The following is a 14350-nucleotide window of genomic DNA, read 5'->3' on the forward strand; positions in this document are numbered from 1 at the left end:
CTCCTTTGAATTTTTTCGGGTATTTTCCAACAAAAATAACAAGCTCCCTATTCCTCTTTTATGAATAGGGAGCTTGTCTTGCCGTACTCTTGGCCTCAATATATGTGAGGCGCCCATAAAGCATTCTACATAATTAATCGACGAGCGTCAAGCAAAAATTATAATTCGTCGTCACCATCGGAATCTTCGTCATCATCCAACTCGTTCAGCTGACCTTCGATGCCGTCCGGAAGATCGTCTTCAGTATCGTCTGCATCATCGATATCGTCAAGATCTCGACTGTATTCCTTCAATTCACGATTTTCGTCTTCATCATCTTCATCGTCATAATCATCGTCAAGGTCGTTGTCTTCAGGATCGTCATCATTGTAATCGATCACGTCATCATCGTCAGCATCATCGTCCAAGAAAGCGTTGACCTTCTTGCTCTTTTTGCGCGGACGATCTTCATCGTCTTCATCATCGGTGTGAACAAGCGCTTCGTCAATCGATTCGTATGGATACCATGAACGAAGTCCCCACGTATTTTCGCCTAATGAGATGAAGCTGCCGTCAAAATTGAGATCCATATAAAATTGAGGCAAACGATCACGAATTTCCTGATCGCTTTTACCCAAAAACGTTTGAATCTCATTGACCAAATCAGCAAATACCATTTCTTTGCCATGTTCATTAAGAATTGCGTGAGCAACCTCAATCATGGACAATTCGTTTCTGTCGGCATCTTTGAACTTTTCTAGTTCCACTGGTACACGTCCTTTCCACTGTCTACAGTTTACTCTTCATCATACTATATTAGGCCGCAAATTGCAATCTGATTTTGTATTCTCCCAAGATTTCATCGCCCGTAAAAAGTCTGTAATCAATTGTCAAAGATCCACTTTGAACTTTTCGATCATAGTCAAACTTGAAACAATCCGTTTCACACCTCAGCTCAACCGCTCCGTAAGGCGTCAAATAGCTGGTTTCAAATTTTACATTTTCATTAAAATGCAGTTTCAATCTCATCTGACCGCTCTTTCGCGACAAATAGACGTCGTCTTCGCAAACTTTAAAAGTCACTCTGGCTTCGCTGCTCTCATCATAACGCAAATAAAGCGTTTGATTCTTAATCGAAAGTCTTCCGTCAAATTTTTGCGAATAGTCGTTTTTTTCTCCTGATTGAATCTGCCTTGTTCTTACGTCAACTTTGACCGGTATTCCGTTTTCCAATGAAAAAACCTTTCCTTTCTTGCCATGCATTCTTTGTGTATAATGAAACTAAAACATCGTAAAGAAGGTAATATCATCACAGATTATACACCAAAAATGCTCGAAAGAGAAAAGGTTCTGAGAGATCCTGTTCATGATCATATTTATATCCAGCATCAGGTTATTCTTGATTTGATCAACACCAAAGAATTTCAGCGTCTCAGGCGCATCAAGCAGCTCGGAACCACCAGTTCGACTTTTCACGGTGCAGAACATTCAAGGTTTTCTCATTCTGTTGGCGTTTACGAAATAACGCGCCGCATCTGTGACCTTTTCGAACGCAACTACCCTTCAAAAGAGCCTTCAGACGGTCTTTGGGATGATTCCGAACGATTGGTGGCTTTATGCGCAGCCCTGCTCCACGATGTCGGCCATGGCGCTTATTCGCACACTTTTGAGCATATTTTTTCAACAAATCATGAAGAAATGACCCAAAAAATCATTACCGATCAATCAACTGAAATAAATGCCGTCCTGCGCGAAGTTTCCCCTGCATTTCCCGAAAAAGTCGCAAGCGTCATCAATAAAACCTATTCTAATCCTCAAGTCGTTCAGATGATTTCAAGCAAATTGGATGCCGACCGCATGGACTACCTTTTGCGTGATTCGTATTTTACCGGAACGCACTACGGAACGTTTGACTTGACGCGAATCCTGCGTGTCATGCGCCCTTATGAAGGCGGGATCGTTTTCGATAAAACGGGGATGCACGCGGTTGAAGATTACATCATCAGTCGTTTTCAGATGTATCAGCAAATCTACTTTCATCCAGTTTCGCGTTCAATGGAAGTTATTTTGAGCCACCTTTTAAAACGTGCCAAAGACTTGTATCTTAAAAACGAGCTTGAAGACGGGTTTGCCAAAAATTATCTTGAACCGTTTTTTAACGAAGAATTTACGCTTGGCGATTATCTCAGACTGGATGACGGCGTGCTCAATACGTGCTTTGAATCCTGGCGCTATTCAAAAGACAGGATTTTAAGAGATTTTGCCATCCGTTTTTTGGATCGTCATCCGTTAAAATCAATGCTCTACGATTCAAAAACCGCCTCAATCAGCTTGGATAATCTAAAAGAACTGGTTTCAAATTGCGGTTACAATGCTGATTACTACACCGGCACGAACAACAGCTTCGACCTTCCGTACAAATATGACAAGGCCAACATCAAGTTGTTGGAAAAAAACGGAGATCTGGTTGAACTTTCAAATGTTTCCGCGTTGGTCGGAGCCTTAACAAACAAATCATTGGGAGATGAACGTTTCTTTTTCCCTAAGGAAATGCTTGAAGAAGAATCTCAATCAGAAATTTTCAAATGCTACTATGACGAATTTTTGAAACATATCAAAAATGATCGCATCATTTAAGGAAGGAACTTTAAATTGAAATTTGTTAAAGAAAACCTCTGGCTTCCATGGACGCCGATAATCATTGCAGTCGCTTTGATTGTTTCTTCAATCTCATGCTTGAACAAATATCGTTTGCCGTGCTCAAATTTTTTATTCATGCTTGGTCTTTTTTGCCTTTGCATCATGATGGTTGACATCTTGCTTCATGCGCATCTGATGGCAGGATGGTTTCAAAAGCAACGCAAAGGAGAAAGCGATGAAGACTTCAAAAAGCGCAAAATCGACATTCGCAAAGTCGCTTCGGAAAAAAAGAACGAACCCATCCACTTCAAAAAACTCTCGTTTAATTGCACTCTGATCGGAGTGATTCTGATTCTCATCGCAATTACGATGACGATCTGACAAAAGTCACGTATACGCAAAAACCAGGATGATATTTGCAATCAATCGCAAATCATCCTGGTTTTCAATTTGAGCCATGTTTTTTCACAACCTCTTACGGATAGACATAATTAAAAGTCAACATTAGATTATATTGGGTCAAATCACCGAATTTTTTGAAATTTTGAAATATAGTAAAAAAAATTACCAAGAAGGCTTAAATTTGCCGCCCAAATACCGATAACAAAGTATGTAAGGGTTATGATTTTACTTTACACATGGTCTTTACAGGCAATCTGCGCCTCTCATAAGCAGATTGCCTGCACTGACGCATTCCCCAAAATCAACAACTAACTAACTGACTTGCCGCCATTCAGTCGATGGCGGTTTTTTTTACATAAAAAAGCTAAGACATCAATTGATGTCTTCATAATCCCCGCTGATTTCATTCAATTTCTTGGCCTTTTTAGTTACCGAATTGAACTGATACATTCCCTTTAAATTAGAAACTTGCGTGTTAGAATCGCTCGTATGGCGAATTTCAATCTGATAGTTGTCTTTTGAAGTTTCCTGCACGTAATACTGATCCCCGGCTTCTTGCGGAATTTTCGTCGCTGTTCTGAATGAATTTAAAACTTCATCATTCGTCATCGAAGATGCAAACGATGAAACTTCTGAATTATCAGCAGACGAAATGTCCCTTCCCGTTGCCTTCTCATACTGCGAACTCATCAGCTTGGAATTCCTGGCATTCGTATAACCTGACTCGGAGCCTGCGCTTTCAGCTTTGCTAACGGACTCATTTTGTGCCTGTGCAATCAAAGAATCATATTTGGAAGCTTTGTATTGCAAATTTTCAACCGCCTGATAGCTGTTTGAAAGCGAATTAAGGGCTTGCAGACTTCCGCCTGCTTCAGAATACTTGCCGGCTTTGTAATAAGCAGTCACGTCCTCATAATAACGATTTGCAAGTTGAATAATCTGATATTCGCGCTGTACTTTTTTAATCTGCTTGACAAGCGCATCCGGACTCGTAACGTTATCCAAATTTGCCAAGTTTTTTTCCGCTTCTTCAACATCGTTTCCGGTCAGTGCCTTTTTTGCTGCCAAAAGATACTTTAGATTGTTGCGCAATTTTTTTGCTTTGACAGACAGGCTTTTTTCATCAACTGCTTTCAGTTCGGAATACGCCTGCTTGTTATCCCCAGTTTCAAGATTGGAAATCGCCGTTTGATAAGCCGTATTCCCATCATTTCCGACTGTAGTCTTGTTTTGCTTTTCACCGCACCCGACAAGCAATAATGCCATTATCGCTGCTGACGCTACCTTAACTGCATTTTTAAAAAATTTCATCGATTTCATCCCTTCTAAAAATCGGTACCTTTGCGCTTTTGGTTAATTTTTCTTCCCATCAGATAGGTCGTAATCCAAATAACCAAAATTACCGCAACGGCTGAGTACAAAACCGCCATGCATTCGCCAACGAAAATCTTCGAATTTAAATAATAGCCAAAATTGGCATTCAGTTTGTAAAGCAAAATGAACAATGCCAAATCGCCGCCAAACATTCCAAAAAACAAGGTGTTGAACGTCATGCCCATAATCTGAAAACCAATCGTGCGTCCGCTTTTGAAAATTTCCGCAATCGTAATTCCTGGATTTTGTTCACTCAATTCCTCCAGACCGCTTGAAATTGCCACTGCCGCTTCAGCAATTGCGCCAAGCGTGCTCAAAACGGTCGTTGAAATCAAAATAGTTTCAAAATTGGCACCGACAAGCAGATTGAAAGCTTCGATTTCTTCTGATTGCTCATTTGAAAAACCTTTGATTTGGGCAAAATAATCCAAAGGAACGATCAAAAGCAGCATTATGACCATTACGATCAGCGTTGCAACGAATGCCGTATTCGTCGAAGTCTCGTTCTTGTTGCCCATGAAAATCGTGATTGCCAGAATGCAAACCCCCGCAAAAAAAGTTACGCCGATTGCAGAAATTCCGCCGGTAATCAGGATGACGGCCGCAAACAGAATCAAAAAATTGAAGACAACGCTCAAAAATGACGTAAAACCGCTTTTTCCGCCAACAAGGATCATCAAAATCATCAATATGAGCGTCAACAGACTAATCGTTGACATCTTGAGCACCCCCTAAAACTTTCGCGCTGAGAAAGCTTGCGCATGGAATGACCAGCGTTACTCCTATTCCGCTGACCAAAGTCTGCACGATTCCAAGCGCCATCGTCCATTCGAACGTATAAGCAATGCTGTTTCCCGTTTTAAAATACAGAATCGCCATCGTAAAAGTTTCTGCAAAAAAGATCATCAAAAGAACGTTGATCAAGGGTCCCATTATCGATCGTCCAACTGCCATCCCTGATTTGAAAAGCTGTCCTTCGCTGATCTTTTCATCAGTTCTCTTCATCTCAAATAAAGTTGAAACTATGTCGGTTGCAGCATCCATTACCGTTCCTAAAAGTCCGATGACGGTTGCTGCAAGAAAAAGCTGCTTCGGAGATTGCGTCGCATAATCCAGCGCCTCATAATGAACACCCTTGCCGTTCGTGACGCTCATCGCAATCAGTCCGATCAAAAGAGCAATCACCGTTCCGGAAACGACTGACGCGCAAGTCACGAACCATTGCTTGTTAACCCCGATTACAAGCCAAAGCGAAAGAATCGTAAAAATAAAAGCTGCCGCTGCAAACAACCAAAAAAAGTGCGTCAGATTAAGCATCACGTCAAGCTGAACGAAAATCAGGAAAACGACAAAATTAACCGCTACGCTCAGCAATGTTTTTAACCCATTGAGTTTCATCGTTGCATATAACAAAACGATGACAAGCCATAACAGCATTACCAGACAAACGTCGCGCTTATAGTGAGAAATCGAGGAATTCACCTTTCCATGGTGCTTTTTGATCGTCAAAAAGACCTGATTTCCGACTTTGTATTCTTGATCCAACCCGCCTGATCGCGAATAAGTATTTCTTAATTTGACAATCTTGTTTCGATACTTCCCGTTCAAGATTTTAAAGGTTACTTCCTGAACCGTTATCTTATCTTGATTATTGAACGTGTCCTTAGTTTTGCTGACTGATTTGACAGAAACGTTTTCGACTTTTCCTACCGGTTGTTTATAAAGAAAAGCATCATTACTTGCAAATATATATAAAATCAGCCCACTGAGAACGATTAAAAGAAGTTTTAACAAATTGTGCCTATCAAATAATGTTTTCATTATTAATCACCCCAAGCTTCACTTTTAAGATACCATTTTGATGTAAAGAATTAAAGAAAATATTGCAATGAAAATATTTGCTTGCTTTTGCGTTAACTTAATAATAAGATTAGGTTAACTAACAAAAGGGAGCCCATTATGGAAACAATCGAAAAAGTATTCAACTTACTGACCGAAACGCCTGAATACGTTTCGGGGCAACAAATAGCAAACAAACTCAACATCTCGCGTACGGCCGTCTGGAAAGCAGTCAGTTCTTTAAAGCAACGCGGATTCTTAATCGAGGGCAAAACGCGGATGGGCTATCGCTATCTTCCGTCAATGAAATTGAACGAAGATGAAATCAGACGATATCTTGATCCCGCGTTGGATCTGACTTTTGAAACATATGAGCAAATCGAATCAACCAACGATTTTTGTAAAAAACTGGCTCTCGATTCAAAAACATCAAAACCGCACATTGTTTTGTCAGAACATCAAACAGGCGGTCACGGCCGCTATGGACGAAGCTTCTTTTCTCCAAAAGGCAGCGGAATCTACTTGAGCATTCTGTTAAAAATCAACAACGATCCAATCGATCCAGGTCTGCTGACTATTTCCTCATCGCTGGCAGTCGTTAAGGCTTTGGAAAAACTATTTCGAATCAATTGCCAACTCAAATGGGTCAACGATATCATCGTCGATAATCGCAAAGTCGCCGGCATCTTGGTCGAAGGCGTGACTGATTTACAATCAGGGGCAATGGATCACGTGATTATCGGGCTCGGAATGAACTACATGACTGATCCGGAAATTTTCCCTGACGACATCAGGAATCGTGCCGGATCTCTCAGAAAATACGCTCATCGTTCAGACGTCAGCAGAAACAAGCTTATCGCAGTCTTTTTAAACGAATTCTTCAAAATATATCCAAATTATCGGACCGGGGCTTTCATGAACGAGTACCGCAAACGTTCAAACATCATCGGAAAACAGGTCTCCGTGCTCGTTTCCGACCGAGTTGTTTCAGAAGCAGTCAAAACAATCGATGACAAAGGACGGCTCGTTTTGACTGACGGTACCATCCTAGTGTCAGGAGAAGTTACAAAGATCAGAGAAAAAGGTTATGATTTGCATAATTGACAAATGCTAGGCTATAATTATACGTAACATCAAGAACAAAAGCTGTTAATTCATCAGTAGAAAAAGGCGGAATTATATAGAATTATATTTTATAATAAAATCATAGAAAGATAAAATAAATACAGGTGATTTTATTATGGCAATTTTAAAACCTAAGGAATGGCTGAACGATTGAACGTCACAGTCAAAACTTTGCAAATTCGGGATAAAAAAGGCACTTTAAAAGCCTATCGAACTCCCACTAATCGAAGATACTAAACGGAAGAACAGTACTTAAAATATATAGGTCAATCTGATAAAGATAATCGAAAAATTGCAGCTTATGCCAGAGTATCAACTAATGGTCAAAAAGGCGATCTGAAAAATCAAATTGACTTCATCAGGGAATACGTCAACACCAAAGGCATCATCTTGGATGAAGTCGTTACTGATATCGGCAGCGGGCTTAACTACAAGCTTCCGAAGTGGAACGAACTTCTTGATGAAATGATGAACGGCCAAATTGAAACTATTTACATTACTTATAAAGACAGATTCGTTCGCTTGGATTATGATTGGTTTGAAACGTTATGCAGAAAACACAATACTGAAATCGTAGTGCTTAATAACGTTGAAACAAGTCCCGACCAGGAAATGGTTGATGATATTGTAAGCATCGTTAACATATTTTCCTGTCGCTTGCCTGGTTTGCGAAAATATAAAAGCAAAATTGCAAACGGCAAGTCTTTGACAGATGGCGAAAACAACGACAAAGACTCAAAAGAACCATGAAAAAGGTTCTTGACGACTTATGCGATTACAGACGCTGCTGACTGGCTTTATGCAACTCCATGTACGATACCTCGTTAATTTTAGAGGATAAAAAGTTGCTTCCAAATGAACGTAAAGTCCACGACGAATTGCTTGCTGACATTCAACATGACATTGTTCAAAAGTTTATGACCGAGTTTGTCTCTGTCATTACCCTCACGTTAGGATATGAGAATACTGGTGTTGACGGCAGCAAATAAAATTAAGAAATGAAAAGCTATATTGTTTCTGATAATGTGGAAAAATATTTCATATTTCTATATTATTCTATATTTTATATAACAGAGAAGGTAATTAGTATGAAAACATCTGAAAAAGTTCTTCAGCTTCTTTTGAAAAAACAAGCTTTCCTGTCAGGACAAGAACTGGCAGATGAGCTCAATGTTTCAAGAACCGCGGTTTGGAAAGCAATTCAGTCGCTTCAAGAAGAAGGTTACCAAATCGAAAGCAAGCCGCGAATCGGGTATCGTTATATTGAAGGCTTGAAACTGAGCGAAGCATCAATCAGACGTTTTTTGAATCCTGAGCTTGATTTAAATTTTGAAATTTATGATACGATTGATTCCACGAACAATCGCTGCAGTCAAAAGGCCATGGACCCTGAAAAAAAAACTCCGCTCGTTGTTATTTCTGACAGTCAAAAAGCCGGCCATGGACGTTACGGCCGCCCTTTTGCCTCACCTGTCGGCGGCGGAATCTACATAAGCATCTTGCTTGATAATGACGATCCCGATTTCAATCCCGGCCTTTTGACGACTGCAACCGCCATTGCCGTTACCAGAACGATTGAAAAATTAGTTCATGCCAGGTGCGAAATCAAATGGGTCAACGACGTCCTTGTCGACGGCAAAAAAATCGTCGGCATCTTGACCGAAGGAGTTGCAGATCTTGAAACGCAGCTCATCAAGCATGTCATCGTCGGAACGGGCATCAACTACCTGACCGATCCGTCAAAATTTCCGGAAGAAATCAGACAACGTGCAGGTTCTCTCAGAAGATACACGCTTGACTCCGGTGTCAGTCGAAATACCTTCATTGCAAACTATCTCAACGAATTCTTCTCGCTATACCAAAACTATAAAGCAGCTTCATTTATGGATGAATATCGCGCTCATTCAAATACCATCGGAAAAGACGTCACCATCAACCGCTCTGGTCAAACTTCTGAAGGCCACGTTGCTACCATCGATAATCAAGGACGACTTGTCTTGTCATCAGGCGAAACGCTTGCTTCAGGAGAAGTTACAAAAATCATAAGCACGGATTAATCGGCTTTTGATAAAGCAAAATGCTGAAACGGAATTCTGTTTTTTGTCCTAAATGCTAAAGAGTTCAGTATAATTTAAATTAAAGGATGCTGACAAAAAACTATGCCTTGAATTGAAAGAGACTTGAAAAAAACGGATCAGATTTGCAATCAATTGCAAATCTGATCCGTTTTTTCGTATGCAGGACGATCGTCTTCCATGATGGAAATAAGCCTGTTTTCATTTCCATGAATCAAAACATCCTACCCATAAACAAGGGACGACTTTTCCGGTCAAGTCTTAAAAATCGCCATTCTGCCCGTAAGCCAGTCTTGACGCATTGATTGAGCATCTGTTGCTCGACACTGCATTTTATAAAAAAGGCCGGGACACCCCGACCTTTCAATCAAAAATTTCAGTAAGCAGAATTATACTTGACAGCATCCAACAGTTTCAAAAAACCATCAGAGCTAATGAAAATCATAAATGAACCGATTCCGAAAGAACATAATCCGATGATCCAAAACAAATTTTGGATCGTTGAAACATAATTCATAAACAACGAATCAAACTCGACGACTGAATTATCGCTTAAAACTGATTCATTGGACAAAGACACCAACAAAGCAATCAAAACCGTACACAGACTGGCAATGAACAACAATTTGCCGAACCAGCGCATAACCTTTTTGCAGTCATTGTCATTAAAAAAATAATATACGAACATCATCGCTACGATGACAAACATCGAAATCAAAGGCATGTACTTCATCTTTCTTTTAGCAGAAATAAACAGCTTCTGCGCATCAAAAATACCGGAATTTGCCAATTTTATTCTAAAATATCTGGCAGCATTCTCTTTATAATTTGCGTGAAAATTATACAATTGCCGCTGAGTAGCCTTGATGCGCCTGTTTTTGATTGCTTTTCTCAAATTGTCTTCAGACATCTTTGAAAAAAGCTCAACGTCGACCAGATTGCTGTTCCCTCTGCAAAAACCCTTTGTGGTCCCAACCAAAAGCTCGCTCATCTGGGTATTGGTCAAAGACATTTCCCGTGCCTGTTCACTTGAAAAGTCAACGCTTTGTGCACAATATATGAGAACTTCATCATAAATTCTCTTATATTTCTGAACATATTTCGATTGCTCATTTTGTTTTAACAAATACGACTCATTTAAAACAGTTCCTTCAAAAGAAATCGAAACAAAGCAAACAACCATGGCAAATATGACTACAAAACCGCACATGAAATCCCGTAGCAGCATCTTACCATTTATAAGCGTCACGCCTGCTCCCCCCTAAATCCTAAAAACATGTTAAGCTACGTACACCAGGCATTTCTTATTATCCATTAATCAATTCCCTACATATTGCTGACTCAAAGAAACACCTCATTAAAGAATAAAGAAACTTTAAATCATAATTTAAGTTTCATTTTATATTTTTAACATGAAATTTCTGTGAACAGTATATGTCTAAAATGATTTTATTTGTTTTCTCTACTTCTCATATAATTTTGCCACTTGCTGCCGAACGATTTCATGAGCCAAAAATTCGTCATACGTTGTCTCGGCACGATCAATCGATCCATTGTCAGAAATTTCAACCAAGTGATCGGCAATCGTTGAAATAAACTCGTGGTCGTGCGACGTAAAAATAACTGAACCATTAAACGATACCAAAGCATCATTTAACGAAGTAATCGATTCAAGATCCAGGTGATTCGTCGGATCATCCAAAAGCAAAGTATTTCCTTGTTCAAGCATCATCTTGGACAGCATGCAACGCACTTTTTCGCCCCCAGACAAAACTTTGATCTGTTTTTGAATATCATCTCCTGAAAAGAGCATCTTACCCAAAAATCCGCGTAAAAAAGTATTATCGTTTTGTTCTTTGGTGGCATATTGTCTGAGCCAATCCAAAATCGACAACTCTTCGTTATTGAAATTTGCATCCAGATCACGAGGAAGCGAACTCGTAATCACGGTCTGACCATACTTGACCGTCCCGGTATCTGGTTTGAGCGTTCCTGCCAAAATCTGCATCATGGTCGTCTGTGCCAAATCGCTTCTAGACAAAATTGCGGCTTTTTCTCCCGGTCGAATCGTAAAATTGATGTTATCCAAAATTTTTACGCCGTCAATCGTCTTTGAAACGTTCTCCACTCTCAATAAGTCATTGCCCAGATCGCGTTGAGATTCAAATTTGACAAACGGATATTTGCGAGAAGAAGGTTTGATATCATCCAAGGTTATTTTTTCCAGCTGCTTCTTGCGAGAAGTTGCTTGCTTGGACTTTGATGCGTTTGCTGAAAAGCGTGCGATGAAATCATTCAGCTCTTTGATTTTTTCTTCTTTTTTGGCATTGGCATCAGCACGCATTTGAGCTGCCAGGCGACTTGACTGAAGCCAGAAGTCATAGTTTCCGACATACATTTTGATTTTGCCGAAATCAACGTCGCACATCTGCGTGCAGACTTGGTTCAAGAAGTGACGGTCATGAGAAACAACAATCACGATCTTGTCATAATCGGCCAAAAAATCTTCAAGCCAGCTGATCGTTGCAACGTCAAGACCGTTTGTCGGTTCGTCAAGCAAAAGAATGTCCGGGTTTCCGAACAATGCCTGGGCCAGCAAAACCTTGACTTTAAGCGCTTCATCAAGTTCGCTCATTTTCTTTTCATGCAATTCCTCAGAAATACCAAGCGATTGCAGCAAAGCCGATGCGTCGGCTTCCGCATTCCACCCGTCCATTTCGGCAAACTGTGCTTCAAGCTCGCCTGCTCTGACGCCGTCTTCTTCGGTAAAATCAGCTTTGGCATACAAAGCCTCCTTTTCCTGCATGATTTCGTAAAGCTTCGTATGTCCTTGAATAACGGTTGACATGACGGTAAAATCTTCAAAAGCAAAGTGATTTTGGTTAAGACTTGAAATTCTCTCATTCGTTCCAATCGAAATCGTTCCCGTCGTCGGCTCAAGCTGACCCGAAAGAAGTTTCAAAAATGTTGATTTGCCCGCACCGTTTGCTCCGATAATTCCATAGCAGTTTCCGGGCGTGAATTTCAAATTTACTTCATCGTACAATAGACGTCCGGAGAAGTTCAAACTAACATCTGTTACAGTAATCAATTTAGTTCCTCGCTTTTTTTTATTTCTTCCTAATTTACCATGACATCGCTTCTTTGTAAACTCGCTGCAGCAAAAAAGCCCCCGCATTCAGCAAGAGCTTCGTCATTATTCCAAATTACGGTGTTTAAGGTCCGGAAAGACGATTTTGTCAAAGACACCGACAAGTCCTCCCTGAAACAGCAGCGCAAAAACGGTTCCGATGTTGATTGCATAAATCTGATGCGTCAATGCATACGAAACGCTGATTGCAATGATCGGCGGCATGAAGACAACCAACTGAGCCAATGAAGAATTTCCTTTAAAAAATTTAAAACGCACGATCTGCATCAAGTCGTCCGCAGGATGCAGCATCCAATTGATTCTTTGATAGATCGAGATTGCAACTGAAATGAACACGACCCCCATGCAATCAAGCACTATGCGTAAAAAAATCGGCAAACTCGTAATGCCGACGTTGATCAAAAGCGGAGAAAATGCCCCAACCAATGTCGAAAAAGGAACCATAAAAATGAAGTTACCGATGATTCGTTTCACGTCAATCTTATTTAATAAAATCACGTTCGTAATAATGATCAAGACGCCAAAGATGAACAACATCATGCTGAGCGAAATAGGCGTCACGTCAGAGATGTTGACCGCTGCAGCCGTCCATAGCGCACTTCCCAAATTCAGTGATACGGTCAAGGCATTGCCCAAACAGTTGAACATCAAAGAAACAATAAAATAAATCAAAAGCCTGACATTCGACAGCTCTTTGTTTTGTGTGGCCTGCACAAAAAAACCTTCTTCCCATTTTGATACGCGGTCAATTATATCACAAAATTCAAGCCGCATTCTCAGAAAATTCTTCAGCATCGTGGTAAAATAAAATTGCAGGCAATAATATGAAAGGGTGATTTCTATGAGCGAAAACATATTTTTCAACCCTGGCGATTCAATCGCCAGCGATTTCGATTTTAATAAAGCATACGTTTCAGCACAAATTTATCGACATAAGGCAGAAAAGCCGGTTCTCATCGTCCAGGAAAAAGATGGTCACCCATATTTCATTTTCGATGAAGATGCCGCGATTGCTCAGGAAACGGCTGAAGCAAAGAAGTTTTCGATTATCAAAAAAATTTAGCCAGGAAAACGTCAGTCATCTTAATTCGTTGGTCTTGGCCATTTCTTCATAAGATCCAGTCCGTGAATCATCAATCCTAAACTAAAAAAGAGGCCGGGAAAAATTTCCCGTTTCTTACTTAAATTAAATGAAATACCGAACGAAGGCGGTCGATTTTCGATTGAATTTGTAAGGTATTTTTTTGATTTTAGCATCTAAAAACTATCTTTTTCCAAAAAAACGGCACTGATCAACCAATTCAGCCAAAATCTCATCCAGATTTACAGACAACGCTCCACTTTTCCCAATGTGTCCGTAAACAGCAGTTATTTTTCCAAATGCAGTGCTGCGCATCGGGTTATGCTCGTAAAATTCAAGTCAAGTCCTAATTTGTGTGTAAAATATTTTTTCCCAGGCACAAGTTGTGCAGGGGATGCGAATGCATCCATGTCTGTCCATTATCACTCTTGAAGGAGCTGTCAAGGGTGCGCCATCTGCGCACCTCGAAGAGGTTCCCTTGACAGCTTCGGAAAGAGTGATACACCTTACGCAGCTCTTAGTTTTTGTTGTTCCTCTGCCAATTCTTTTAGTTCAGCAACCGTCTTAGACTTGATCATTTTTGCGTAGGTTGCCGGACTGAATATGGCTTTCTTGGAGCTAACGACATCGTTTCTTTCCAACAGAACGGAACCCATCAGCCGCATCAGCGAGTTCTCGTTTGGG

Annotated in this window: 13 protein-coding genes and 1 pseudogene; 6 read left to right on the forward strand and 8 right to left on the reverse strand. The window is 40.4% G+C overall.

The window, feature by feature from the left end:
• Positions 1-158: 158 nt before the first annotated feature.
• Together rpoE and BMZ95_RS06220 are read right to left on the reverse strand one after the other, a co-directional pair.
• The gene (gene rpoE / locus BMZ95_RS06215; protein ID WP_014073028.1) at positions 159-746 is read right to left on the reverse strand and encodes a DNA-directed RNA polymerase subunit delta; all 588 of its coding nucleotides are present in this window, start codon (positions 744-746) and stop codon (positions 159-161) included.
• Between the two features lie 49 nt (positions 747-795).
• Complete coding sequence (locus BMZ95_RS06220; RefSeq protein WP_014073027.1) at positions 796-1212, reverse strand: YwiB family protein; 417 nt, start codon at positions 1210-1212, stop codon at positions 796-798.
• Positions 1213-1308: 96 nt separating this feature from the next.
• On the opposite strand from BMZ95_RS06220, the gene BMZ95_RS06225 reads away from it, so the two are divergent.
• Entirely contained in the window at positions 1309-2616 is a 1308-nt protein-coding gene (locus tag BMZ95_RS06225) for an HD domain-containing protein (protein WP_014073026.1), read from the forward strand.
• Between the two features lie 15 nt (positions 2617-2631).
• Positions 2632-3000, forward strand: a complete 369-nt coding sequence (locus tag BMZ95_RS06230) for a DUF3899 domain-containing protein (RefSeq protein ID WP_225354908.1) — start codon at positions 2632-2634, stop codon at positions 2998-3000.
• Between the two features lie 393 nt (positions 3001-3393).
• Here the strand turns inward: BMZ95_RS06230 and BMZ95_RS06235 are convergent, their stop codons facing one another.
• From BMZ95_RS06235 to BMZ95_RS06245, 3 genes are read right to left on the reverse strand one after another with little or no spacing between them, the layout of a single operon-like run.
• Entirely contained in the window at positions 3394-4332 is a 939-nt protein-coding gene (locus tag BMZ95_RS06235; protein ID WP_225354909.1) for an outer membrane protein assembly factor BamD, read from the reverse strand.
• Between the two features lie 14 nt (positions 4333-4346).
• A complete protein-coding gene (locus BMZ95_RS06240) occupies positions 4347-5114 on the reverse strand; it encodes a YibE/F family protein (RefSeq protein ID WP_014073023.1) in 768 nt (255 codons plus the stop codon).
• Complete coding sequence (locus BMZ95_RS06245; RefSeq protein WP_014073022.1) at positions 5101-6216, reverse strand: YibE/F family protein; 1116 nt, start codon at positions 6214-6216, stop codon at positions 5101-5103. The genes BMZ95_RS06240 and BMZ95_RS06245 overlap by 14 nt, the downstream gene beginning before the upstream one ends.
• Positions 6217-6354: 138 nt before the next feature.
• Here BMZ95_RS06245 and BMZ95_RS06250 point away from each other — a divergent pair, with 138 nt between their 5' ends.
• From BMZ95_RS06250 to BMZ95_RS06265, 3 genes and pseudogenes are all read left to right on the forward strand, one after another.
• The gene (locus tag BMZ95_RS06250) at positions 6355-7338 is read left to right on the forward strand and encodes a biotin--[acetyl-CoA-carboxylase] ligase (RefSeq protein ID WP_014073021.1); all 984 of its coding nucleotides are present in this window, start codon (positions 6355-6357) and stop codon (positions 7336-7338) included.
• 136 nt (positions 7339-7474) lie between these two features.
• Positions 7475-8109, forward strand: a pseudogene (locus tag BMZ95_RS06255) (IS607 family transposase).
• A gap of 338 nt (positions 8110-8447) precedes the next feature.
• Positions 8448-9416 (forward strand): biotin--[acetyl-CoA-carboxylase] ligase, encoded by a 969-nt coding sequence (locus tag BMZ95_RS06265; protein ID WP_046922843.1) that lies wholly within the window; start codon positions 8448-8450, stop codon positions 9414-9416.
• A 394-nt stretch (positions 9417-9810) separates the two neighbouring features.
• Here BMZ95_RS06265 and BMZ95_RS06270 read toward each other — a convergent pair whose 3' ends face one another.
• The 3 genes from BMZ95_RS06270 to BMZ95_RS06280 all read right to left on the reverse strand — a co-directional run bounded on the left by BMZ95_RS06270 (position 9811) and on the right by BMZ95_RS06280 (position 13299).
• The gene (locus BMZ95_RS06270) at positions 9811-10683 is read right to left on the reverse strand and encodes a hypothetical protein (RefSeq protein ID WP_014073020.1); all 873 of its coding nucleotides are present in this window, start codon (positions 10681-10683) and stop codon (positions 9811-9813) included.
• Positions 10684-10896: 213 nt separating this feature from the next.
• Complete coding sequence (locus tag BMZ95_RS06275) at positions 10897-12525, reverse strand: ABC-F family ATP-binding cassette domain-containing protein (RefSeq protein ID WP_046922842.1); 1629 nt, start codon at positions 12523-12525, stop codon at positions 10897-10899.
• A gap of 105 nt (positions 12526-12630) precedes the next feature.
• Positions 12631-13299, reverse strand: coding sequence for a DUF6198 family protein (locus tag BMZ95_RS06280; protein WP_014073018.1), 669 nt, complete (start codon positions 13297-13299; stop codon positions 12631-12633).
• A 127-nt stretch (positions 13300-13426) separates the two neighbouring features.
• On the opposite strand from BMZ95_RS06280, the gene BMZ95_RS06285 reads away from it, so the two are divergent.
• Positions 13427-13648 carry a hypothetical protein gene (locus tag BMZ95_RS06285; RefSeq protein ID WP_041819858.1) on the forward strand — a complete coding sequence of 74 codons (222 nt, stop codon included), beginning with the start codon at positions 13427-13429 and terminating at the stop codon, positions 13646-13648.
• Positions 13649-14350 lie beyond the last annotated feature (702 nt).

Source organism: Ligilactobacillus ruminis DSM 20403 = NBRC 102161 (genome assembly GCF_900113455.1).
Classification (GTDB): Bacteria; Bacillota; Bacilli; order Lactobacillales; family Lactobacillaceae; genus Ligilactobacillus; species Ligilactobacillus ruminis.